This is a genomic window from Corynebacterium sp. 401_CJEI, from assembly GCF_001076435.1.
Lineage (GTDB): Bacteria > Actinomycetota > Actinomycetes > Mycobacteriales > Mycobacteriaceae > Corynebacterium > Corynebacterium jeikeium_D.
In genome coordinates, this window is record NZ_JVIP01000009.1 from 1 (window position 1) to 15,466 (window position 15,466).

Genomic DNA, 15,466 nt, shown 5'->3' on the forward strand with positions numbered 1-15,466 from the left:
CTGCTGCACCAGCGGCGGCAAAGCCGGGTGCCAAGCCAGCTGCACCGTCCCGTTCGCCGAAGCCGGGACAAGAAATGCCACGCCCGCCGAAGCCTGCTGGCCCGAAGCCAGGGCCGAAGCCAGGCGCACGCGCACCGCGTGTGGCGAACAACCCATTCTCGACCGGCGGATCCTCCCGTCCGGCACCGCGGCCGTCCAACATGCCGCGTCCGCAGGGTGGAAACGGCCGTCCGGGCCCGAAGCCGGGAGCACGCCAGGGTGGCCCTCGCCCGCAGGGTGGAAACGGCCGTCCGGGCCCGAAACCGGGAGCACGCCAGGGTGGCCCTCGCCCGCAGGGTGGACAGGGCCGCGGTAATAAGCCGAGCGGCAATCGTCCGACTCCGGCAATGATGCCTTCGCACCCGAACCCGGGGCAGATGCCTGCAAAGGCAAGCCGCGGTGGCGGTGGCTTCGGCGGCCGTGGTCGCGGCCCGGGTGGCCCGGGTGGCGGACCGCGCGGTGGTCGCGGCGGACGTCGCGGTGGAACTGCAGGTGCATTCGGGCGACCAGGAGGCGCCCCGCGTCGCGGACGTAAGTCGAAGCGTCAGAAGCGCAACGAGTACGAGGCAATGCAGGCACCATCCGTGGTAGGCGGCGTTAAGCTGCCCAACGGTAAGGGCACGACCATTCGCCTCGCACGTGGTGCATCCCTGTCTGACTTCGCTGAGAAGATTAACGCCGATGCAGCATCGCTGGTCCAGGCGTTGTTCAACCTCGGCGAAATGGTGACGGCAACTGCATCGGTCTCCGACGAGACCCTGCAGCTGCTCGGCGACGAGATGGATTACAAGGTCCAGGTCGTCTCGCCTGAGGATGAGGACCGCGAGCTCCTCGAGTCCTTCGACCTCCAGTTCGGTGAGGACGAGGGCGACGATGAGGACCTGGAGCAGCGCCCGCCAGTGGTAACTGTGATGGGTCACGTCGACCACGGTAAGACGCGCCTGTTGGACACGATTCGTAAGGCCAACGTCGGTGGCCACGAGTCCGGTGGTATTACCCAGCACATCGGTGCCTACCAGGTGCCGGTGGAGCTCGACGGTGAGAAGCGCAAGGTTACCTTCTTGGATACCCCGGGTCACGAGGCGTTTACCGCCATGCGTGCTCGTGGTGCCAAGTCGACCGATATCGCGATTCTGGTTGTTGCAGCTGATGACGGCGTCATGCCGCAGACGGTTGAGGCTATTAACCACGCCAAGGCCGCTGATGTGCCGATTGTCGTTGCAGTCAACAAGATTGATAAAGAAACTGCAGATCCGCAGAAAATTCGTGGTCAGCTGACTGAATACGGTCTCACTGACGAAGAGTGGGGCGGCGACACTATGTTCGTCGATATCTCCGCTAAGCAAGGTCTCAACATCGATCAGCTTCTCGAAGCAGTGCTGTTGACTGCCGATGCTTCGCTGGATCTGCGCGCCAATCCGGATATGGACGCTCAGGGTGTCGCCATTGAGGCTCACCTTGACCGTGGCCGTGGTCCGGTGGCAACCGTTATCGTTCAGCGCGGTACGTTGCGCGTCGGTGATTCCATCGTTGTCGGTGACGCATATGGTCGTGTTCGCCGCATGGTCGATGAGTACGGCAACGACGTCGATGAGGCCGGTCCTTCCCGTCCGGTTCAGGTGCTCGGCCTGACCTCCGTACCGGGTGCTGGTGACAACCTCCTGGTTGTTGACGAGGATCGTACGGCCCGCCAGATTGCAGACCGCCGCGACGCACGTCGTCGTAATGCGCTGCAAGCACGTCGTCGCAAGCGCGTCTCCCTGGAGAACCTGGACGAGATCCTGAAGGAGACCAACACCCTCAACCTGATCCTGAAGGGCGACAACGCCGGTACCGTCGAGGCACTGGAAGAAGCCCTGCTCAAGATCGAGGTCGACGACGAGGTCGCACTGAACATCATCGACCGTGGTGTCGGTGCTGTTACTCAGACCAACGTCACGCTGGCTGCTGCGTCTGACGCCGTCATCATCGGCTTCAACGTTCGCTCCGAGGGTAAGGCCACAGAGGTTGCCAACGCTGAGGGCGTTGACATCCGCTACTACACGGTGATTTACCGTGCTATCGAGGATGTTGAGGCTGCTCTGAAGGGCATGCTCAAGCCGGTCTACGAGGAGAAGGAGATTGGTCGTGCAGAGATTCGCGCCATCTTCAAGTCCTCCGCAGTTGGCCTCATCGCCGGCTGTATGGTCGAGTCCGGCAAGGTCCGCCGCAACGCGAAGGCTCGCCTGGTTCGTGACGGCAACGTCATTACGGATTCGGCGACTATCGAGTCGCTGAAGCGAGAGAAGGACGATGCTACCGAGGTCGCAGCCGGTTACGAGTGCGGTATGGTGCTGTCTTACCCGGACATCCAGGTGGACGACGTTATCGAGGTCTACGAGATGGTCGAGGTTCCGCGCACGTAGCAACGTAAGCTAAACACTGCGTGAACTTTGATAAGGCGCTCCCTTCGGGGAGCGCCTTTTTGCGTATCGTGTTCGTTATGGGCTTCAAAACTAATCTCTTTGCACTCTCAGATGAACTGCCGCGAACGAATATTTTGAATTATCCTCCTGCGAGCGCAGAGGAGACTCTTGCGCAATTGGACAAGATTTGGCCAGGGAAATTCGCCTTTGATTCCGAAGAAACCATTGAGGATGGTCATAATTGGTACTTCCACGCGGTAGCGTTTGGGCCAACGCTGCTTTTCGGGACCGACGACGTATACGACCTTATTGAGGACCCAGCGTTGGCGAACGATCCTCGCGAAAGTTGGTCACTGTGCATCAATAGTGTTGTCGATTTCTGCCACTATAAGACTCCTACCAGGGAATTAGAAGCAAGCTGCGAAGACTATGATTTTGACATGCAGCGGTTTTTCAGCTCTGGACGACTGTTGGATTTTGAGGTACCGTTCGCTAACGGTGAACACGTCGAGGTACTACATCCGACGGATGTGGCTGAATGGGAACAAACCCATGGCAGTGTGGCGCCCAAGGATAAAAATGGTGAGGTAAGTTACCTTTTCCATCCGCTGGAGCTAGGTAATGCTGCGGTTAAATGGATTTTCGGCATCGAGGGAGAAACACCATTGCAGGATAGTGTGATGGATTCACTGCCTGACTGCTCCCATGTTAATGGGTTACCGATGTACAACTTCGTGGAGCGCCGTTAAGAGCGTACGGGTAGGCTGCGTTTCAGCTGCGCAATTCCGTAGTAGCGACTCCCCATGCCGTCGATGACATCGATGGTGGTGGCAGTGTTGTCGTGATGATTAATGGGTTAATAACAAAGGGCGAGCGTGCGGCGAAGCAATTGACTGCACTCGGTAAACGGGTGCGGGCGAAGTCGCGAAACATGCGGTTCGAAGTTGAGTAGTGTTTTGCGTGTTAGTATTAGCAGTCCTTTGTATTGAACCGTTTTGCCGGATCCCAAATGGGTCTTTGTCAGCGAAGGGGCACTTCAGGCCCCACGCTAAATGGGGTCTAGCTACGAATCGTTACGCACAGGTAGAGATAGATAGGGAGTAGCCAAAAATGGCAGATCCAGCACGCGCGCGCAGGCTGTCCAAGCGTATTCAGGAGATTGTCGCCAGCGCAATTGAGCGTGAGATTAAGGACCGGCGGCTGGAGTTTGTGACTATCACCGACTGCCGCGTCACCGGCGATTTGCACGACGCCACAGTTTTCTACACTGTGCGCGGACGTACGCTCGACGAGGAACCGGACTACGAGTCGGCAGCAGCAGCGCTGGAAAAGGCGAAGGGGCAGCTACGTTCCCTGGTCGGTCGTGGCACCGGTGTGCGCTACACACCGACGCTGGCTTTTGAGGTTGACACGGTGCCGGAGATTTCCGCGCACCTTGAGGAGCTGCTCGATAAGACTCGCGCACGCGACGCGGAATTGGCTGAGCAGGCGAGAAACGCAAAGCCCGCAGGCGATGCCAACCCATACCGCGACGAGGAGTAAAACTCTCCACCGGCCACATCTATCGATGAAAGGGGCACCCACGTGACCACTTCTCCGCAGGCTCAGGAGCAGGCAGCTCACCAGCTTTCCCAGGCGATTAATCGCCGCATGTCCAAGCCGATTCAGCAGATGCAGGATATGCTTGCCGACGCCAAGAAGGTCGGCGTCATTGCCCATGTTCACCCCGATGCGGATGCGATTGGTGCTGCATCTGCGATGGTCATGGCACTTGTACAGCGTGGCATTTCGGCTGTAGCCAGCTACGGTGAGAGCGATTTGCCAGCCAAGTCGCTGTTGACCATCCCCGGATGGGAGCGATTTGTCGAGTACACGGACTTGGATGAAGACATTGACACGTGGGTGACTGTCGACTGCGCAAGCCCGGGGCGCCTCGGTGCGCTGGAAGATCGCGTGATGGCCTCCGACCGCGTTATCAATGTTGACCATCACGCGACCAACACTCGCTTTGGGTCCGTCAACATGGTTGACGAACGCGCAGAGTCCTCGACCATGGTGCTCCTGGACTTCTTTGGTGTCTGGGGTATCAAGCTGACCACGCCGATGGCTCATGCTCTCTATGCAGGGCTGTTGACGGACACCGCATCGTTCCAGTTCGGCCATTCCCGCATGCACACTGCAGCGGCGCGCCTGCTGGATAAGGGGCTCAATCCGCGCACGATTGGTGCACAGCTGCTGGAAGAACATCCGTTTGCCTACCTTCCATTCCTGGGCAAGGTGCTTTCCACCGCGACATTGGTGCCCGAGTGGGGCGACGGCGCTGGCCTAATCCACGTCGTCATTGAGCACGACCAGACCGCCGAAGTTGGCCACGATGAGATTGAATCGGTCGTGGACATTGTGCGTACGACTAATGCGGCCGACGTCTGTGCCGTGCTTAAGGAGTATGAGCCAAACCAGTGGGCAGTCTCGCTGCGTTCTCGCGAGCTTGTCGATGTCTCCCAGGTCGCCCTGGAAATTGACGGCGGTGGCCACGAGCGTGCCGCCGGTCTGACTCGGGAGTGCAGCAAGGATGAGCTGCTGCAGGCCATCCTGGACACCAGCGATGTCGCAGCCCAGGCACGCCGAGGCACGAGCGAGGCCTAGGGGATTGTCGGACTCGCGAGAAACTCAGGAGCACACTGAGATTGAGCACACTGGCATAGAGCGAACCGGGCACAGTGCGAAGTCAGATGTCAGCCTTCGCGCAATCGTTTCGCTGGCGCTGCCAGCGTTGGGTGTTCTTGCCGCGCCCGCACTCTATGTGCTGCTGGATACGGCTGTCATTGGTCGGCTTGGAGCTGTCCAGCTTGCGGCGCTTGCCGCTGGTTCGACGGTATTTTCCGTGGTAACTACGCAGCTCACTTTCTTGGCTTACGGCACGACCGCCCGATCAGCGCGAGCCTTTGGCAGGGGCAACGTGGACGAGGCGGTTGAAGAGGGATTGCAAGCGACGTGGGTCGCCATCTTTGTGGGCCTTAGCCTCTTTGCCATCATCGTGGGGTTGGCACCAGTATTTACCGGTTGGTTAGCTCCTCATCCGGAGGTCGCTCATGATGCCGGGCAGTGGTTGCGAGTTGCTGCCTTCGCCATTCCGCTGACGTTGATTGCGCAGGCTGGAAATGGTTGGTTGCGCGGTATCCAAAACACCCGCGCGCCGCTGCTATTTGTGCTCTCAGGCCTTGTTCCGGCCGCCATTGTGATTGTGCCGCTGGTCCGCGCCTTCGGCCTCGAGGGCTCTGCGCTGGCCGTTCTCTTCGGCGAATTGATTACCGGCGGACTGTTCCTCCGCAGTCTTTTCAAAGAGTGCTCTAGCCGCAAGCTTTCCATGCGCCCGAATGGCGCCATTATCAAAAGCCAGCTGGTCCTCGGCCGCGATCTCATCGTTCGCTCCTTGTCCTTCCAGGTAGCGTTCCTCTCCGCCGCAGCGGTTGCTGGCCGCGTTGGGCCGACCACGCTCGGTGGGCACCAGGTCATGCTGCAACTGTGGAACCTGATTTCGTTGGTGCTCGACTCGCTAGCGATTGCTGCACAGACGCTCGTCGGTGCAGCGTTGGGCGGTAGCTCCACGGCCGTTGCCCGCTGGACTGGCAAGCGCGTGACTGTCTGGTCAAGCGTCATTGCCCTCGGCCTAGCGGCTGTTTTCGCAGTAGGTAATGCCAGTATCGTCCGCATTTTTACCGACGCCACAGGCGTGATTGACGCAGTCACCGCTGGACCATGGTGGATTCTCGTCGCAATGATTCCTATTGGCGGTGTCGTCTTCGCGCTCGATGGCGTGTTGCTCGGCGCCGGCGACGCAGCCTTCCTCCGTAACGCCACCGTTAGCGCGGTCCTGTGCGGATTCCTCCCACCGGTCTGGCTGGCGCAGGCATTTGGCTGGGGGCTGACCGGCGTGTGGTGCGGTCTCTTGGCCTTCATGATTCTGCGACTCATCTTTGTCGCTACCCGTTTCCGTGGAGAGAAATGGTACGGCATCAGCTCATGAGTGTGCTTGCCGACGTCCAGGAGTACCTGGCCAGGCATTTGCCCGCCGGTAGCCGGCTGGTTATTGACTCCAATGCCGAGCGTCCGTTTAGTGATGCGGAATTGCAGCAGCTCCGTAGCGCTGAGTTGAGGCTGTCTGATAGTGCAGCACCTGCTCGAATCCGTGATTTCACCCGAGGGCGCCTCGCTGCGCATGAGGCGGTGCAACGGCTAGGAGAGCCTGCCCCACATGGGATTGGCATGTCGGCCACCGGAGCGCCGCTGTGGCCACAAGGGATCGTGGGGTCAATTAGCCACTGCGGCAGGGCCGTGGCAGCCGTGTCCGCGAGCGCTGAACAGCTGCAGGGGATTGGCATCGATGTCGAGGTCGAGCAGACTCTAGAGTTAGGAATCATCGATGCAGTCTTGCTCACTGACGAAGCACGCCTTGACCCGCTGGTGCAATTTAGCGCCAAGGAATCAATGTACAAACTCTGGGAGCCGATAGTCGGGCAGTGGCTGGACTTCGACGAAGTCTCCGTGCAACCGAGGAAGAAACGGATAGCAGCGCGAGGTTTTTCCCGAGGACTCACAGGGGGACCTTTACAGCTAACGTTTCACCGTGAGATTCCCGGCGCCTTCCGCGGAGTAAAGGGCTTCTGGGCTCGCGGTGCAGGCATCGTTGCAACCGCGGTGTGGCTCGAGCAGTCTTAAAATCCTTGAGAGGTAGTCATAGCGTGGCCGGGCGCACCACGAAGACCGTCTTAGCCCGTTTGCCAGATTCTGTGAGTAGCGCCGGAACCTTTCCCGTTGGTGACACCGCCGCATAGACTCCAGGTTTTCCGATCGGCTCCAGCCACTTGCCCTGAGCCAAATCAGCCGCCTGCTGTTCAGTAATTTCGCGGGTATCAAAGCAACGCAGGCAGGCCTCGTCCAGACTCATCGGCAGCAAGGAAGCGGCGCGCTCCGGGACTGGGCGTCGCATCTCCGCAATTTCTGGATGGGCGGTGTCGAACTGCTCGGCCTTCGCCGTGAGCTCGTCGATAGTCAACGCCTCATCAATAGTGAAAACGCCGGCGGCAGTACGCCGCAGAGCAGTGAGATGACCACCGACTCTCAGTGCATCCCCCAAGTCACGAGCTAGGGCGCGGATGAAAGTGCCGGCAGAGCAGTCGACCTCCACGTCGATATCGATGCACTCCCCGGGGCGCGAAGGATCGGAGTCGTGGCGGATGTCCAGAACCTCATAGCGGGTGATTGTCACTGGGCGCGCAGGGATATCGACCTTCTCACCACGGCGGATGCGCTCGTAGGCGCGGACACCGTCAATCTTCACCGCTGATACCGCCGCGGGTTTTTGCATGATTGTGCCGGTGAACTTCGCAATTTCCGCTCGAACCATTTCATCAGTCACCGATGCCGCCGAGGATTCGGAGAGCAACTCGCCCTCGGCGTCGTCGGTAAGCGTGGCAGCGCCGAGTCGAATGGTGGCTTGGTAGGACTTCGTGTCGGCGTGGACATGTGGCAGGAAACGGGTGCCGCGGCCGATGCCGAGGACGAGCACACCGGTGGCCATTGGGTCGAGGGTACCGGAGTGGCCGACCTTCTTGGTGCGGAAGATGCGACGGAGTTTGCCCACTACATCGTGGCTTGTCCAGCCTTGGGGCTTGTCGACGATAACAATGCCGGAGTCTGCAATCGGATCGAAGTCGGTCATAGACGCAATCCTATGTTGCGCTATATGCGGTGTGTTAAACGGTGACCAGTTACACTGGCTCTTTGTGGAGATTTGGTATGGCTTGGACAATGCACCCGAAGACCTGGGGGACACGGTCGTAACCATCGGAGTGTTCGATGGTATTCATCTTGGGCATAAGCGCCTGATAGCTGCTGCGGTCAGTGACGCTCGCGCTCGTGGCGTGAAGTCGCTGTTGATGACTTTCGATCCCAATCCCGTAGCGCTGTTTGCCCCGGATAAGGTGCCGCCGGCACTGTCCACCGTGTCCCGTCGCGCCGAGCTGGCAGAAGCGGAGGGAATCGATGCCATGCTTGTCGTGCCTTTCGACAAGAACTTCTCCAGCATCCCCGCAGAAGACTTTGTACGCACCGTTGTCCGCGACAAGCTGAATGCACAGGCCGTCTTCGTTGGCCAGAACTTCACCTATGGGCAGAAGGCCGCAGGTACCGCCGAGACTATGCCGGAGCACGGCTGTAAGTGTGGGGTCGACGTCACCATCGTCGACCTTCTCGACGTCACTGCCGCGGACTCGACCGAACGTGTTTCGTCGACACGTATTCGCGGTTTGCTTGCCGACGGTGCGGTGTCCGCAGCCGCCTCGTGTCTCGGGTACTTCTACCGTGTCGATGGTGATGTTATTCCAGGTCAGGGGCGTGGAGGAGCGCAGCTGGGCTTTCCGACCGCCAATATTGACTTCGCTGAGGGCCTGGCAATCCCGGCTGATGGTGTCTACGCGGCATGGTTCACGGTTCAGCCGACGGCAGCCCGCCCGGAGCCGGACCCGAAGGGCGATATCGAGTTTGGGGTGCGCTACCCAGCGGCCGTGTCGGTGGGCACTAATGTGACCTTTGGAGACACTGATCGAACGGTCGAGGCCTACGTGATTGACCGTCATGCGGACCTCTACGGCACCGCCGGGCAGGTTGAGTTTGTCGACCGGATTCGCGGCATGGAGAAGTTCGACTCGGTCGAGGAGCTCATTGACCGGATGAACCAGGACGTGGCAGACACCGAAGCCATTTTGGCTAAGACCGATTAGCTGTTAAAGTAAAACGTCGGCTGTGACTGCGGTCCACAAGCAGTTGCGAGGAACCAGTTGCCAGACGCTGTTTGGTTCCGGGAAAGCCGAGAATGTGGACTGAAAAAACGACCATAATTTGATTCAAGGAGTTAGATTTACATGGCTTTGAACACTGCAGAAAAGGCTGAGATTCTCAAGGAGTTCGGCCTGCACGAGACCGACACCGGTTCCCCGGAGGCTCAGGTTGCACTGCTGACCGCACGTATTCGTCAGCTGACCGAGCACCTGAAGTTCCACAAGCACGATCACCACTCCCGTCGTGGTCTGCTGCTGCTGGTCGGTCGCCGCAAGGGCCTGCTGCAGTACCTGCAGGACAACGACGTTGAGCGCTACCGTAAGCTGATCGAGCGCCTGGGTCTGCGTCGCTAAGGTTCTCCCTAATGTCTTGTTTGTCAGAGCTTCATTGGTGTAAGTTGCTCTGTTAATTCAAGGCTTTTAAGCTTTTTAGACTCGCCGTTTGGGTTTCCATTGGATGGAAGCTCACGGCGGGTCTTTTTTTGATCACTTGTCGTTGTGGTATTCACTCATCGATGCGCTGTAGCGTGGCCACAAGTGAATCCCTCATCGACATGTGGAGGGGCTGATCGAAGGCGTGCGCATAAGTGCCGGGGCCCCATCGATAAGACACGGTAATTCGTCGATAAGACACGGTAAACCATCGATGAGTCAAGAAAAGTCATCGATAAGTGCCCCCGCCCCGCAAACTCCTAGAACCCCGCGTAGGTGCAAGAACCCAGATGCAGTGAGAGATCTCCGATCCGTCCAATACGAGAACTTTCCGCGTTAGCTGGTAGAATGCGTGACGCAAACGAAGTTCATTCGATCTTTTACAGGCGACATCGATGATCGCCGCTATTTCTAGGAGTAAGAAACCTATGGCCAACAGCAAGGCTGTTGAATTTTTCTTTGATGAGGATTTCGGTATTACCGAGGCCGTTGCCACCATCGACAATGGTGATTTCGGCACCCGCACCATTCGCTTTGAAACGGGCCAGCTGGCTCGTCAGGCCGATGGTTCGGTGACCACCTACTTGGACGAGGAGACCATGCTCCTGTCCACCGTCACCGCTTCCAACCAGCCCCGCGAGGGCTTTGATTTCTTCCCGCTGACCGTCGACGTTGAAGAGCGTATGTACGCTGCGGGCAAGATTCCGGGTTCGTTCTTCCGCCGTGAGGGCCGCCCGTCTACCGATGCCATCCTGGCATGTCGTCTGATTGACCGTCCGCTGCGTCCGACCTTCGTCAAGGGCCTGCGCAACGAGGTACAGGTTGTTGTCACCGTCATGTCCTGGGATCCGAAGGACCGTTACGACGTTGTCGCAATCAACGGCGCGTCAGCTGCAACTCAGCTTTCCGGGCTGCCGGTCTCCGGCGCTGTCGGTGGCGTCCGCATCGCGCTTGTTGCTGATGACAAGCACCCAGAGGGTGCATGGGTCGCTTTCCCGACCGAGGAGCAGCACGAGCAGGCTCTGTTCGAGATGGTCGTCGCTGGCCGTATCGTCACCCGCAAGCGTCGCGGCAAGAACGTCGAAGATGTCGCCATCATGATGGTGGAGGCCGGAGCAGGGGAGACCGTCGTCAAGCGTATTGCTGACGGTGCACCGGCGCCGACCGAGGACATCGTCGCCGCTGGCCTCGAGGCAGCAAAGCCGCACATCAAGGTTCTGTGTGAGGCACAGAAGGGTCTGGCTGAGCGCGCAGCGAAGGAAACGCAGGAGTTCCCGCTGTTCCCGGCATACAGCGATGAGATTTTTAACGCAGTCGAGAAGAAGTCCGCTAAGAAGCTGGCCAAGCTGCTCACCATTCCGGGTAAGCAGGAACGAGATGACGCCACCAATGAGTACATGGAGGACGTCGAGGGGCAGCTGCTGGAGCGCTTCGTATCCGATGATGTCGACGAGCAAGCTGCATCTAAGCAGATTCGCGCTGCATACAACGCAGTGATGAAGCAGATTGTCCGTGAGAAGATTCTGGCTGAGGGCTTCCGCATCGATGGTCGCGGTGTCACCGACATTCGTGACCTGGGCGTTGAGGTCGGTCTGATTCCGCGTGCCCACGGCTCTTCGCTGTTTGAGCGCGGCGAGACCCAGATTCTGGGTGTCACCACTTTGGATATGCTGAAGATGGAGCAGCAGATTGACTCGCTGACTCCTGTTACCTCCAAGCGCTACATCCACCACTACAACTTCCCGCCGTACTCCACCGGCGAGACCGGTCGTGTTGGCTCTCCGAAGCGCCGCGAGATTGGTCACGGGGCACTGGCTGAGCGCGCTCTGCTGCCGGTCGTGCCGTCCCGCGAGGAATTCCCGTACACCATTCGCCAGGTCTCCGAGGCTCTTGGATCCAATGGTTCGACCTCCATGGGCTCGGTCTGTGCTTCGACTCTGTCGCTGTACAACGCCGGTGTGCCGCTGAAGGCTCCGGTTGCCGGTATCGCCATGGGCCTGGTTTCCGGCGAGGTTGACGGTGAGAACCGCTTCGTCGCACTGACCGATATTCTCGGTGCCGAAGACGCATTCGGTGACATGGACTTCAAGGTCGCTGGTACTGCGGACTTCATTACCGCACTGCAGCTGGACACCAAGCTCGACGGTATTCCGTCGAAGGTTCTGGCCGATGCTCTGTCCCAGGCTCGTGATGCACGTCTGGCCATCCTGTCCACCATGGCTGAGGTCATCGAGTCTCCGGACGAGATGAGTGGTCTCGCTCCGAAGATCACCACCGTTAAGGTTCCGGCTTCGAAGATCGGTGAGCTCATCGGTCCGAAGGGCAAGACCATCAACGGCATCACCGAGGAAACCGGTGCTGATATCTCTATCGAGGACGACGGCACCGTATTTGTCTCGGCAACTTCCGGTAAGGCCGCGGACGCTGCAATCGAGCAGATTAATGCCATTGCTAACCCGCAGCTGCCGAAGGTCGGCGAACGCTACCTGGGCACTGTCGTGAAGACTGTCGCTTTCGGTGCTTTTGTCTCCCTGACTCCGGGCCGTGACGGTCTGATCCACATCTCCAAGCTCGGTGGCGACAAGCGCATCGAGAAGGTCGAGGATGTCATCAATGTCGGCGACAAGATTCAGGTCGAAATCGCTGATATCGACAACCGCGGCAAGATCTCGCTGGTTCCGGTCGAAGACGATTAATGCTTGGCGACGGAGGATGTGCTTTAGGTAGCCTCCAACAACGCGTGTAGCGATGGCGCGGTTAGGTCACAAATTGACCTAACCGCGCTTTTGTTTTGGGTTAATCTCGGGTTTCGAAGGGATTAATTTTCGAACCCACGTGGAAGGTAATTTGCGCATGCAACTTGTCGCGCACGATCATGAATTCATCGACATTGCGGCCGGTGGCTATGTCGCAAGTATTTCCCAGTTCGGTGGTGGACCGAGATCACTGGAGTACTGTGGCCTGCCACTGCTGACTGACTATCCCAAAGGGTTCAATCCACCGTTGTCCGCAGGTACGCTCCTGGCTCCGTGGCCGAACAGGGTCGCTGACGGAGTATTCATCTTTGATGGGGAAGTCCATCGACTAGATATTTCGGAGCCGTCCCGGGCGAATGCTATTCACGGATTTGTTGCAGATCGCGTTTGGTCTGTGGTCGATTCTGATGACAGCAGCGTCACCTTGGGCGTGGAAGTTGAGCCGCAACCGGGCTGGCCTTGGGAACTCGGTATGACCGTGCGCTGGCAAGTCACGTCTGCAGATGGCCTATCGGCGGAGTTCACAGTGCATAATCGCAGCGATAGGGAGTGCCCGTTTGGTCTGGGCTGGCATCCCTATTTAAGCGCGTTGGGCGCTGACTTCGGCAGTTGCACACTACGGTTGCCCGTTGATAACAACCTGCCACTGGAGCCAATTCGAAACTTGCCCGCCGGCCCAGCGGTGCCAGCGGAGACAGTGGTTCCCAGCCTTCGAGAGGGGGTATCCCTGGATGGACTGTGGCTGGATCACTGCTTCTTTGCTGCCGCGGAGGCAGCGGGGAGTCACTCACCGTGCCGTCGTGAAGCACATTTGGTTGGACCAAATGGCAAGGGTGCTGTGCTCTGGGCCGATGATGAATTCCGCTTCTTCCAGGTCTATGTTGCCGACGCTGGACGACGAGAAGGATTTCCTGGGCACGGGAATGCGATTGCGGTGGAGCCAATGACATGTCCGCCGGATGCGCTACGCTCCGGTACCGGTTTGCTGCGAGTTCAGGCTGGAGAGACAACAACTCTTGCCATGGGACTGCGCGCGGAAACGGGCGGAAAATAGTTTTCCCAGCGCAGAAGAGTGCAGCCCCCTCAATCGGGTTAAAACCTTCTTAATTAATTCACCTGGAATTAAGAATGGAAAATACACTTGGGGACGAATGTAAAAGAATAGGTCTTCCTTTTGTTCCGGATAGTGGCTATCTGGCCCCACACTTCGGGGTAGGTCGAGCCACTTTCACGGCCTTGATGGGCGTGCACCAGCCAGGTGCCGAGAAAAAGAAATCCCAATTCGTGCATTTCCTGAATACGTTTTGACTCCCTAATTGTGAGGAGGCCGTCGTGATAGTGGCGCAATCAGCCCTACGGCTCGAGGCATCATGGGTGGATTACTCCATTGTTGCCCTATACTTCCTATTCGTCCTAGGCATTGGCTGGGCTGCACGAGCCAAAGTGTCCAGCTCCATTGACTTCTTCCTCTCTGGGCGCTCACTGCCGGCTTGGGTGACAGGGTTGGCGTTCGTCTCAGCCAACCTAGGCGCAGTGGAAATCGTCGGTATGTCCGCAAATGGTGTGGAATACGGTTTCCAGACCATGCACTACTTCTGGATTGGTGCGGTTCCCGCCATGGTGTTCCTGGGCATTGTCATGATGCCCTTTTACTATGGCTCCAAGGTTCGCTCAGTACCAGAATTCATGCTGCGTCGTTTTGGTCCCGGAGCGCACCTTGTCAACGCGATTTCATTCGCCGTCGCGCAGCTGCTCATCGCGGGTATCAACCTTTTGCTGCTGGCCAAAGTGGTCAATGCGCTACTCGGCTGGCCACTGTGGCTGACATTGGTCGTCGCTGCAGTCATTGTGCTGTCCTACATCACGTTGGGCGGACTGTCCGCAGCGATTTACAACGAGGTACTTCAGTTCTTCGTGATTGTCGCAGCTCTAATGCCACTGACTCTAATCGGTCTGCACAGCGTCGGCGGCTGGTCGGGGCTTAAGGAAAAAGTTGCCACTGAATCGCACTTCCACACCTGGCCGGGCACGGATATTTCTGGTTTTGACAACCCGGTAGTTTCAGTCATCGGATTGGTATTCGGTTTGGGATTCGTGCTGTCCTTTGGCTATTGGACAACGAACTTCGTGGAGGTTCAGCGATCCATGGCAGCCGATTCGCTGTCGGCCGCACGCAAGACTCCAATTATCGGCGCGTTTCCAAAGATGTTCATTCCGTTCATCGTGGTGCTGCCGGGCATGATCGCCGGCGCGACTGTCGCACCCATCATGGATCAGACTGCCAAGCCTAACGACGCAATTCTGTACCTAATGAGAGATTTGCTTCCCAACGGCCTGCTGGGCATCGCTATTGCAGGGCTACTAGCAGCCTTTATGGCAGGTATGGCGGCGAATATCTCCGCGTTCAACACAGTCTTTAGCTACGACATTTGGCAGACCTACGTCGTCAAAAATCGAGCAGATGATTACTACCTCAAGGTTGGTCGTATCGCTACCATTGGCGCGACCGGCATCGCAGTGTTCACCGCATTGATTGCCGATAATTTCGGCAACGTCATGGACTACCTGCAGACGCTATTCGGCTTCTTCAACGCACCGTTGTTCGCTACCTTCCTTATCGGTATGTTCTGGAAGCGCATGACGCCGACAGCAGGTTGGACGTCTCTGCTCGCAGGAACGGGTGCTGCGATTTTGTACTGGTACATCTCCGAGTTCACGTCGGCAAGCGCAACCATCTTTGAGCTGCCGGGGCAAGGCACTGCGTTCGCTGCCGCCTCCGTGGCATTCGTCGTCGATATTGTGGTGGCTGTGGTCGTTTCGCTCATGACAACGCCGAAACCCGATGAGGAGCTGGTGGGCTTCGTCAAGTCCGTCACGCCGAAGGCTCACTTCACAGACGCTGCTGAGGCAGAGCTGCCATTGTTACAGCGAACTGTTCCGCTGGGTATTTTGTGCCTGGTGATGGCCGTAGTTCTTAACATCGTTTTCGCATAGG

At 58.3% G+C, this 15,466-nt stretch carries 12 protein-coding genes; 11 read left to right on the forward strand and 1 reads right to left on the reverse strand.

What is annotated here, in order from left to right; genetic code table 11:
- The 6 genes from infB to ADM64_RS02015 all read left to right on the forward strand — a co-directional run.
- Positions 1-2,444 (forward strand): translation initiation factor IF-2 (infB, locus tag ADM64_RS01990; RefSeq protein WP_049193009.1); only part of this gene is annotated, 2,444 nt, incomplete at its 5' end.
- Between the two features lie 20 nt (positions 2,445-2,464).
- Positions 2,465-3,193 (forward strand): hypothetical protein, encoded by a 729-nt coding sequence (locus ADM64_RS01995; RefSeq protein ID WP_048733528.1) that lies wholly within the window; start codon positions 2,465-2,467, stop codon positions 3,191-3,193.
- A gap of 361 nt (positions 3,194-3,554) precedes the next feature.
- Positions 3,555-3,986, forward strand: a complete 432-nt coding sequence (rbfA, locus tag ADM64_RS02000) for a 30S ribosome-binding factor RbfA (RefSeq protein WP_016422588.1) — start codon at positions 3,555-3,557, stop codon at positions 3,984-3,986.
- Between the two features lie 42 nt (positions 3,987-4,028).
- Complete coding sequence (locus tag ADM64_RS02005) at positions 4,029-5,090, forward strand: DHH family phosphoesterase (protein ID WP_049193010.1); 1,062 nt, start codon at positions 4,029-4,031, stop codon at positions 5,088-5,090.
- 4 nt (positions 5,091-5,094) lie between these two features.
- The gene (locus ADM64_RS02010) at positions 5,095-6,471 is read left to right on the forward strand and encodes an MATE family efflux transporter (protein ID WP_080985594.1); all 1,377 of its coding nucleotides are present in this window, start codon (positions 5,095-5,097) and stop codon (positions 6,469-6,471) included.
- A complete protein-coding gene (locus ADM64_RS02015; RefSeq protein WP_049193011.1) occupies positions 6,450-7,163 on the forward strand; it encodes a 4'-phosphopantetheinyl transferase family protein in 714 nt (237 codons plus the stop codon). The genes ADM64_RS02010 and ADM64_RS02015 overlap by 22 nt, the downstream gene beginning before the upstream one ends.
- Positions 7,164-7,179: 16 nt before the next feature.
- Here ADM64_RS02015 and truB read toward each other — a convergent pair whose 3' ends face one another.
- Positions 7,180-8,166: a tRNA pseudouridine(55) synthase TruB gene (truB, locus tag ADM64_RS02020; protein WP_016422592.1), complete on the reverse strand. Its 987-nt coding sequence runs from the start codon at positions 8,164-8,166 to the stop codon at positions 7,180-7,182.
- A gap of 64 nt (positions 8,167-8,230) precedes the next feature.
- On the opposite strand from truB, the gene ADM64_RS02025 reads away from it, so the two are divergent.
- From ADM64_RS02025 to ADM64_RS02045, 5 genes are all read left to right on the forward strand, one after another.
- The gene (locus ADM64_RS02025; RefSeq protein ID WP_049193032.1) at positions 8,231-9,226 is read left to right on the forward strand and encodes a bifunctional riboflavin kinase/FAD synthetase; all 996 of its coding nucleotides are present in this window, start codon (positions 8,231-8,233) and stop codon (positions 9,224-9,226) included.
- Between the two features lie 141 nt (positions 9,227-9,367).
- Positions 9,368-9,637 carry a 30S ribosomal protein S15 gene (gene rpsO, locus ADM64_RS02030; protein ID WP_016422594.1) on the forward strand — a complete coding sequence of 90 codons (270 nt, stop codon included), beginning with the start codon at positions 9,368-9,370 and terminating at the stop codon, positions 9,635-9,637.
- A 506-nt stretch (positions 9,638-10,143) separates the two neighbouring features.
- Positions 10,144-12,411 carry a polyribonucleotide nucleotidyltransferase gene (locus ADM64_RS02035; protein WP_048733516.1) on the forward strand — a complete coding sequence of 756 codons (2,268 nt, stop codon included), beginning with the start codon at positions 10,144-10,146 and terminating at the stop codon, positions 12,409-12,411.
- Between the two features lie 157 nt (positions 12,412-12,568).
- Complete coding sequence (locus ADM64_RS02040) at positions 12,569-13,525, forward strand: aldose 1-epimerase family protein (RefSeq protein ID WP_049170826.1); 957 nt, start codon at positions 12,569-12,571, stop codon at positions 13,523-13,525.
- Positions 13,526-13,803: 278 nt separating this feature from the next.
- A complete protein-coding gene (locus ADM64_RS02045) occupies positions 13,804-15,465 on the forward strand; it encodes a sodium:solute symporter family protein (protein WP_172954607.1) in 1,662 nt (553 codons plus the stop codon).
- Position 15,466: the final 1 nt, after the last annotated feature.